General features: G+C 71.1%; 8 protein-coding genes. All 8 read left to right on the top strand.

The window, feature by feature from the left end:
- Nucleotides 1–56 precede the first annotated feature (56 nt).
- The 8 genes from MMG85_RS13220 to MMG85_RS13185 all read left to right on the top strand — a co-directional run bounded on the left by MMG85_RS13220 (nucleotide 57) and on the right by MMG85_RS13185 (nucleotide 8,356).
- Nucleotides 57–689 carry a ParA family protein gene (locus MMG85_RS13220; RefSeq protein ID WP_241046465.1) on the top strand — a complete coding sequence of 211 codons (633 nt, stop codon included), beginning with the start codon at nucleotides 57–59 and terminating at the stop codon, nucleotides 687–689.
- A gap of 21 nt (nucleotides 690–710) precedes the next feature.
- A complete protein-coding gene (locus MMG85_RS13215) occupies nucleotides 711–1,187 on the top strand; it encodes a histidine phosphatase family protein (RefSeq protein WP_241046464.1) in 477 nt (158 codons plus the stop codon).
- On the top strand, nucleotides 1,184–1,768 hold the full coding sequence (locus MMG85_RS13210) for a YceI family protein (protein WP_241046463.1): 585 nt from the start codon (nucleotides 1,184–1,186) through the stop codon (nucleotides 1,766–1,768). The genes MMG85_RS13215 and MMG85_RS13210 overlap by 4 nt, the downstream gene beginning before the upstream one ends.
- Nucleotides 1,769–1,803: 35 nt before the next feature.
- Entirely contained in the window at nucleotides 1,804–3,741 is a 1,938-nt protein-coding gene (locus MMG85_RS13205; RefSeq protein ID WP_241046470.1) for a phospholipase D family protein, read from the top strand.
- Nucleotides 3,742–3,842: 101 nt separating this feature from the next.
- On the top strand, nucleotides 3,843–4,265 hold the full coding sequence (locus MMG85_RS13200) for a hotdog fold thioesterase (RefSeq protein WP_241046462.1): 423 nt from the start codon (nucleotides 3,843–3,845) through the stop codon (nucleotides 4,263–4,265).
- A gap of 95 nt (nucleotides 4,266–4,360) precedes the next feature.
- Nucleotides 4,361–5,158 (top strand): lysophospholipid acyltransferase family protein, encoded by a 798-nt coding sequence (locus MMG85_RS13195; protein ID WP_241046461.1) that lies wholly within the window; start codon nucleotides 4,361–4,363, stop codon nucleotides 5,156–5,158.
- Between the two features lie 91 nt (nucleotides 5,159–5,249).
- Nucleotides 5,250–6,239 carry an alpha/beta fold hydrolase gene (locus tag MMG85_RS13190; RefSeq protein WP_241046469.1) on the top strand — a complete coding sequence of 330 codons (990 nt, stop codon included), beginning with the start codon at nucleotides 5,250–5,252 and terminating at the stop codon, nucleotides 6,237–6,239.
- Nucleotides 6,240–6,289: 50 nt separating this feature from the next.
- Nucleotides 6,290–8,356, top strand: a complete 2,067-nt coding sequence (locus MMG85_RS13185; protein WP_241046460.1) for a tetratricopeptide repeat protein — start codon at nucleotides 6,290–6,292, stop codon at nucleotides 8,354–8,356.
- Nucleotides 8,357–8,375 lie beyond the last annotated feature (19 nt).

The following is an 8,375-nucleotide window of genomic DNA, read 5'->3' as shown; positions in this document are numbered from 1 at the left end:
TTCCGCTTCACCGCCCCCGGTGTACCCTCCGGGTTCTCCAGCAACGAGGTGCGCGCATGAAGACGATTCTGGTCGCCAGCTCCAAGGGCGGCGCGGGCAAGACCACCCTGGCGACCAATCTGGCCGCGTACTTCGCACTGGATGGCAAGCGCACCGTGCTGGTGGACGTGGATCCCCAGCATTCCTCCACCCGCTGGGCCGAGCGCCGGGCGGAACTGGACACGGCGGTGCTGCCGATCGACGCCAGCGGCAAGCGCGCCTGGCGCGCCTGGCTGCCGGAAGATGCGGAGCGGGTGGTGATCGATGCCCCGGCCGGGGCGATGGCCGACGACCTGGACAGCTTCCTGGAGCACGCCGATGCGGTGGTGGTGCCGGTGCTGCCGTCGGCGCTGGACATCGAGGCCACGGTCGGCTTCCTCAACACCATGGCCAAGGTGCCGCGCGTGCACAAGCGCAAGCTGCCGGTGGGGCTGGTGGTCAATCGCAGCAAGCCGTGGACCAACGCCTCGCAGCAGGCGGTGGAGATGCTGAAGACCTGGCCCTACCCGGTCATCACCCAGCTGCGCGACACCCAGGCCTACGTGGTGATGGCCGGCCTGGGCCGCAGCCTGTTCGATTACCGCTCGGCCCAGGTGCGCGAGCACCAGGCCGACTGGGAGCCGTTGCTGAAATGGATCAAGAAGGCCTGAGGCCTAAGGAGTCGTTGTCCCATGCGTGAACTGATCCTGCTGCGCCATGCCCATGCCGAGCCCGTCACCCCGGGGCAGTCGGACCTGGACCGTCCCCTGTCGCCGCAAGGCCTGGCCGAGGCCGAGGCCGCCGCGCGCTGGCTACTGGAAAAGGGCCTGGTGCCGGACCGGGTGCTGTGCTCGCCCGCGCGCCGTGCCCGCGAAACCCTGGAGGCGGTGCTGGGCGCTGTGGGCTATGTGGAGCAGCGGCTGGAAGAGCGCATCTACGAAGCCACGCCCGGCACCCTGGCCGACCTGGCCGACCAGCACCGCGAGGCCGAGCGTCTGCTGATGGTCGGGCACAACCCGGGCTTCGAGCAGCTGGCGGCGCTGATGTATTCCGGCGTGACCAGTGAGTACCGCGGCATGCCGCCGGCCGGCGTGGTGGTGCTGACGCTGCCGGTGGACGCGGCGATCGAGCCGGGAGTGGCGCAGCTCTCCGCCTTCTGGTGGCCATGACGCCGTTCCTCCCCGGCGTGGTGCGGCTTGCCGTGCTGGGGGTGGGCGCGCTGCTGGCGACGCCGGCCCTGGCGGACGGGCGCAACGATTTCGATCCCGCGCACACGCGGCTGGGGTTCGAGCTGCGCACGCGCTGGGGCCAGGTGCTGGATGGCGTGTTCCCGCGCTACGAAGGCTCGGTGGAACACCTGCCCGATGGCCGCCAGCAGGTGCGCCTGCGCATGTACACGCGCGAGGTGGAGATCGACGGGCACCCGCGCTACAGCGAGTGGGCGCGCGGCGGGCAGTTCTTCGACGCCGACCGCTATCCGGTGGTCACCTTCACCTCCAAACCCTATGACCCGATGCTGCTGTACGACGGCGGCACGCTGGAGGGCGACCTGAGCATCAAGGGCATCAGCCGGCCGCGCAGCCTGCAGGTGGCGCCGGCGGAGTGTTCGCTGCCGGCGATCGGCTGCGACGTGGTGGCCACCGGCGCGGTGCGCCGCAGCGACTACGACATGGACGACTGGATGCTGGCCGTCAGCGACCGCGTGGTCTTCGTGCTGCGTGCGCGCGTCCGGAGCGCCAAGACCCCGTGAATCCCGATTTCCCCAAGCTGGCCGCGCGCTGCGTGGTGCTCTGCCTTGCGCTGCTGGGCACGGCCTGCGCCAGCCTGTCCGACCGCCAGCGCGAGCGCGCGGCCGGCATCGCCGCCGCCGCCCGCTCCACCGTGGTCGAGTGCACGCAGGCCGATGCCTGTGCGCTGCCGTCGCCGCTGTACGACCTGGCCGGCCAGGCCGAGGCCACCTCCACGCCCACGGCGCCGCGCCACTACGCGGTGATCCTGGACCAGGGCTCGGATGCGCTGCTGGCGCGCCTGAACCTGATCCGCAGCGCGCGCCAGCGCATCGACCTGCAGACCTACATCTTCGACAAGGACGACAGTGCGCGGCTGGTGCTGGACGAACTGCTGGCGGCGGCGCGGCGCGGGGTGAAGGTGCGGCTGCTGATCGACCAGCTGTCGGCGATCGCCGACCTGGAGATTCTGGCCGCGCTGTCCGGATCGCACCGCAACTTTTCCATCCGCATCTACAACCCCAGCTTCGGCAAGGCCAAGCTGAACTACTTCGACTACGCGGGCAGCGTGCTGTGCTGCTTCCGCCGCTTCAACCAGCGCATGCACACCAAGCTGCTGCTGGTGGACGAGCGCATCGGCATCAGCGGCGGGCGCAACTACCAGGACGACTATTTCGACTGGGACGCGGAGTACAACTTCCGCGACCGCGACGTGCTGGTCGCCGGGCCGGAAGCGGCGGCGATGGCGGTGAATTTCCAGGCGTTCTGGGATGCGCGGCGCAGCGTGCCGGCCGAGCGCCTGAATGATGTCGGCCGCACCCTGCTGGACGACGGCGTGCCGGCGATGCCGGTGCCGCGCTACCTGCGGCCCGAGCGGGTGCAGGCCGCGCGCGTGGAGGCGAGCGATCCCGGGGTGATGCGGACGCGCTTCGTCGAACCGGCGTTCGCGCTCGGCGCGGTGCGCTACATCGCCGACCTGCCGCAGAAGCACCGGCGCGAGCGGCGCGAAGACGATGCGCCGGCGGCGCCGGAGCTGGAGGCGCTGATCCGCAGCGCCCGCGACGAAGTGCTGCTGCAGACGCCGTACCTGGTGATGTCGAAGCAGGCGCAGGCGATGTTCCGCGACATGCGCACGCGCGAAGCGCCGCCGCAGGTGATCGTGTCGACCAACAGCCTGGCCGCGACCGACAACCCGATCGTCTATTCGATGTCGTTCAAGTACAAGCGCCGCTACCTGCGCGAGTTCGGCTTCCGCATCCACGAGTACAAGCCGTTCCCCGAAGACGCACCGGTGGATTACGCCGCGCTGATGCCGGAAGGGCCGCCGCTGGCGTCGCCCGGGGAGGGCGGGCGTGGCGGCAGTGGCGGCATCCGCGGTCCGTCGGGCTCGATCGGGCCGTCATCGGGCGGGTCCTCCGGCGACGGTGGCGGCGAGACCACGCGTCGCCTGCAACGTACCGAATCGCGCCCGTCGTTCTTCAGCAGCGGCGCGGCGGCCGAACCGCTGCCGCTGAAGCGCGCCGGCGTGCGCATGGGCCTGCATGCGAAGTCGATGGTGATCGATGGCCGGATCGCGGTGATCGGCACGCACAACTTCGACCCGCGCTCGGAGAACTACAACACCGAGGCGGCGGTGGTGATCGAGGACCCGGTGTTCGCGCAGGCGCTGGCCGGCAGCATCCGCCGCGACATGGCGCCGGAAAACGCCTGGGTGATCGCGCCGCGCGCCAAGCCGCCGGTGTTCTCCGGCCTGGACTACAGCCTGGGCAAGGTGTCCGAGGCGCTGCCGATCTTCGACATCTGGCCGTGGCGCTACGCCACCAGCTACGAGTTCCGGCCCGGTCCCGACTGCCCGCTGCCGGTGGGCCCGAAGGACCCCGCGTTCCATCGTTGCTACGTGGCGGTCGGCGACTTCCCCGAGGTCAACGTCGGGCCGAAGTGGCTGTACACGCGCGTGCTGACGGCGTTCGGCGCGGGGCTCGTACCGATTCTGTAAGGCAGGAGTGAGGGGAGAGGAGTGAGGAGTGAGCGAAGCTCGCACCCCTCCTCCTCACTCCTCACTCCTCTCCACTCACTCCTCGCTCCCAGAGAACCGCCATGGCCTTCCGCGCTCCCGTCGATCTCGCCGCCATCAACGCCCACGCCGCCGACACGCTGGTGTCCCACCTCGGCATCGTCATGACCGAAGCCGGCGACGACTGGCTGCGCGGCACCATGCCGGTGGATGCGCGCACCGTGCAGCCGTACGGGATCCTGCACGGCGGCGCGTCGGTGGCGCTGGCCGAGACGCTGGGCAGCGTGGCCGGCAACCTGTGCGTGGACATCGCCAAGGAGATGGTGGTGGGCCTGGAGATCAACGCCAACCATGTGCGCGCGATGCGCGGCGGTGTGGTCACCGGCACGGCGCGCGCATTGCACGTGGGCCGCAGCACGCAGCTGTGGGAGATCCGCATCGAGAACGACGACGGCAAGCTGGTCTGCGTGTCGCGGCTGACGCTGGCCGTCGTGCCCAGGAGCTAGTGGGGAGCGGAGAGGAGTGAGGCGTGAGCGAAGCCAGAGCTTTTGCCTTCGCTCACTCCTCACTCCTCTCGCCTCACTCCTGTTATCTTGATGGCATGACGCCGCCCCCTGTTCATGTTGCTGGCGGCAGCGGCGTGGCGCGGGTATTCCGCTACGCGTACCGCGTGCCGTTGCTGCTCATCCACCTGCTGCTCTTCCTGCCGATCACCCTGCTGTGCCTGTCGCCGCTGCTGGTGTGGATCCGCGTGGGCGACGAAAGCGTGGGCGACGTGGCGGTGCGCTGGTGGTCCAGCGGGCTGATGCGCATCTTCGGCTTCCGCCTGCGCCGGGTGGGCACGCCGCTGCCGGGCGCCACGATGTTCGTGGCCAACCACGTGAGCTGGATCGACATCGAGGCGCTGCACAGCCAGCGCATGATGGGCTTCGTGGCCAAGCAGGAGATCCGCGGCTGGCCGGTGGTGGGCTGGCTGGCGGCGCAGGGGCAGACCATCTTCCACCAGCGCGGCAGCCAGGAATCGCTGGGCGGCGTGCTGCAGGCGATGATGCGGCGCCTGCGCGAGGGCCGCTCGGTCGGCGTGTTCCCGGAGGGCCGCACCCGCGACGGCCATGCGGTGGGGCCGTTCCATGCGCGCATCTTCCTGGCCGCGGTCGAGGCCGGCGTGCCGGTGCAGCCGGTGGCGCTGCGCTACGGCGCGAAGGGCAGCGCGCAGCCGGTGGTGGCGTTCGGGCCGAAGGAGAGCTTCTTCGCCAACTTCGTGCGCCTGCTGGGCGAACCGGCGCGCACGGCCGACATCTGTTTCCTGGAACCGATCCGCGTGGCCGATGTCGAAGGCCGCCGGCGCATCGCCGACCTGTCGCGCGAACGCATCGTGCAGGCGATGGCGGATGCGTGAGCGGCCGGCATGACGGCCTTGCGACGTATTGGAGGGAATACTCGGCCCGCCGGTGCCACCCTCGTGCCGACGCTGCCGCGATGACCCCATGATCACTGCCGCCGATTTCCGACCCCCCCGCTGGCTGCGCAACCCCCACCTGCAATCGGTGCTGGGGTCCAGCGCGCTGCGCCGCCGGCGCGCCTTGCGCGCGCTGGCGGGCAGCGGCGCGGTGACGCTGGAGCACATCGTGGACGGTGGCGATGGCGTGCGCCTGCAGGGCTTCCACAGCCAGGTGCCCGGCCGCGACGCGCGCGGGCTGGTGATGCTGCTGCACGGCTGGGAAGGCAGTGCCGATTCCAACTACATGCGGCTGACCGCGGCGCAGTTGCTCACGCGCGGCTTCGACGTGTTCCGGCTGAATTTCCGCGACCACGGCGATACCCACCACCTCAACGAGGACCTGTTCCACTCCAACCGGCTGGACGAAGTGGTGCACGCCGCCCTGGACGTGTCGCGGCGGTTCGCCGGCGAGGCGCCGATGCGGGTAGCGGGGTATTCGCTGGGCGGCAACTTCGCGCTGCGGCTGGCGCTGCGCGCGCCGCAGGCCGGGCTGGCGCTGGCGCACGTGGCGGCGGTCTGCCCGTTGCTGGACCCGGCCATCACCATGGACCGCATCGAGAGCGGCCTGCCGTTCTACGACTGGTATTTCTCCCGCAAGTGGCGCCGCTCGCTGGAGCGCAAGCGCCGCCTGTTCCCGCAGCGGCACGACTTCGATGACACCGTGCTGGCGCTGGACATCCGCGCGCTGACCGACTGGCTGGTGCAGCGGCATACCGCGTTCGGCACGCTGGATGCGTACTTCGACGGCTATGCGATCTCGGGCGACCGGCTGGCCGGTCTGAGCGTGCCGGCGCACATCCTGATGGCCGAGGACGATCCGGTCATTCCCTTCGACACGTTCCGCGACTGGGTCTTGCCGGCTCAGGCCACGCTGGAGATCGCGCCGTGGGGCGGCCACTGCGCCTTCATCGAGAACGCCGCCGGCGACGGTTACGCCGAGCGCTGGGTGGCCGAGCGGCTGGCCGGCGGCGCCGCCTGAGCCGGTAAGCCCCGCTACAATCGGCGTTTGACCGAACGCTGGTAACCGCAATGTACGACCCGATTCTGGACGCCCTGCGCCGTGGCGCCGTGGCCGAGGCCCTGACCGCCGCCGACGCCCTGGTGGCCGAGCGCCCCGACGACCCGCATGCGCTGCGCTGGCTGTCCACGTCGCAGATGCAGGCCGGCCAGCCCGACGCCGCGCTGGCGACCATCGACCGCGCCATCGCGCTGGCGCCGGACAACGCCGACCTGCACCTGGCCCGCGCCGGCGTGCTGGTGGGCAGCCGCCGCAACGAGGACGCGCAGGCCGCGCTGAGCCAGGCGACGGTACTGGACCCCAACCAGTTCACGGCGTACGTGATCCAGGGCCAGCTGGCGCTCGGCCGCGGCGACCTGGACGAAGCCGAGCGGCTCAGCCGCCTGGCCGGGCGCGTGGCGCCGGACCATCCGCAGCTGGCGGCCATCGACGGCATGGTCACGCTGCGCCGGGGCAACGCCAACGATGCGCTGAAGATCGTCTCGGCCGCGCTGCAGCAGGCGCCGGACGACGTGCAGCTGCGCTATGCGCTGGGCTTCATCCACATGGCACTGGGCCACTGGGCGTTCGCCGAGCAGGCGTTCCGCGGCGTGATCGAGAAGGTGCCCGGCTCGGACAACCTGCGCAGCCTGATCGCCGACCTGATCCGCCGGCAGGGCCGTCCTGCCGATGCGGCCGACGAGCTGGTGCCGCTGGTCGCGATCAACAACGCGCCGGCCCTGCACCGCTACATCGGCCACCTGCGCCTGGCCGCCGGCCAGAACGAGGAAGCGCTGGCCGCCCTGCGCATCGCCCTGGCCGGCCAGCCGCGCGACCGCGACACCGTGCTGGCGATCATCGAGGCCTGGCGCCGCCTGGACGCGCAGGACGACGCCCGCAATACGCTCGACGCCGCGCTGGCCACCGCCGCCGACGTGCACGACCTGTGGCTGGCCCGCCTGCTGTTCGAGGCCGTCGGCAGCACCGAAGCCCGCGCGGTGGTCGAGCGCTGGGTGGCGGCGATGCCGCAGCACGTGCCGGCGCTGGAAGCGCAGATGTCGGTGCTGGACGCCGCCGACGACGACGAGGCCGCCGAAGCCGTCGCGCGCCGGATCGTGGAACTGGACCCGGGCCGCGCCAGCGGCGAACAGCGCATCGTCGAAGGCCTGCTGCGGCGCGACCCGATGGCGGCCATCGCCCGGGTCGGCGAGCTGGCGAACAAGGCGGAGGATCCCGACCAGCGGCGCGGTCTGCGCAGCTGGCAGGCGTTCGTGCGCGACCGCGCAGGCCGCTACGCCGATGCGATCGATACGTGGGCCGCGCTGGCGCGGGAAGCAGCGCCGTCGCGTTTGCCGCTCTGGCCGCGTACGGATGCCCCGTCCGCCTGGCCCGAGCGCGCGGTGATGCCGGAGGGTCCTGCCGTGCGTCCCTTCCTGCTGTGGGGAGCGCCGGGCACCGTCGTCGAATCGCTCGCCGGCGTGCTCGGCTACATCACCGACGAGTTCCGCGGCGACCGCTATCTTGCGCAGCCGCCGAACGACGGCTTCCAGAACTTTTTCGCCGCCGCTGCATTGCGATCGGGCGAGATGTCCGCCGAGGCGTTCATCAGCGGCTGGCGCGACGCGCTGCCCGCCCGCGGCGTGAACGAAGGGCGTGTGGTCGACTGGCTGCTGATGTGGGACAACGCCTTCCTGACGGCATTGCGTCCGCAGCTGCCGCAGGGCCATCTGCTGATCGCCGTACGCGATCCGCGCGATGCGTTCCTGGACTGGCTGGCGTTCGGCTGCCCGGCGCCGTTGGCGCTGGATGGACTGCAGGAGGGTGCCGAGTGGCTGGCTGGCCTGTTCGAGCAGATCGCGATCCTGCACGAGGACGACCTGTATTCGCACAGCCTGATCCGCATGGACGCCATCAAGGACGATGCCGGCGCCGTGGCCGGCGCCCTCGGCGAAGCCCTGGGCGTGCAGTTGCCGGTGCCGCCGTCGTCCGGCGCGCGCCGCTTCCCCGAAGGCCACTGGCGCCACTATGCGCAGGCACTGGCCGGCCCGTTCGCCGCGCTGACCCCGGTGGCGGTGCGCCTGGGCTATCCGGCCACCTGATTCCTCCCCCTTCTTGCAG

Source organism: Pseudoxanthomonas sp. LH2527 (assembly GCF_022539275.1).
Lineage (GTDB): Bacteria > Pseudomonadota > Gammaproteobacteria > Xanthomonadales > Xanthomonadaceae > Pseudoxanthomonas_A.
Note: the sequence above shows the minus strand (reverse complement) of the source record. Positions and strands in the feature narration are given on the sequence as shown.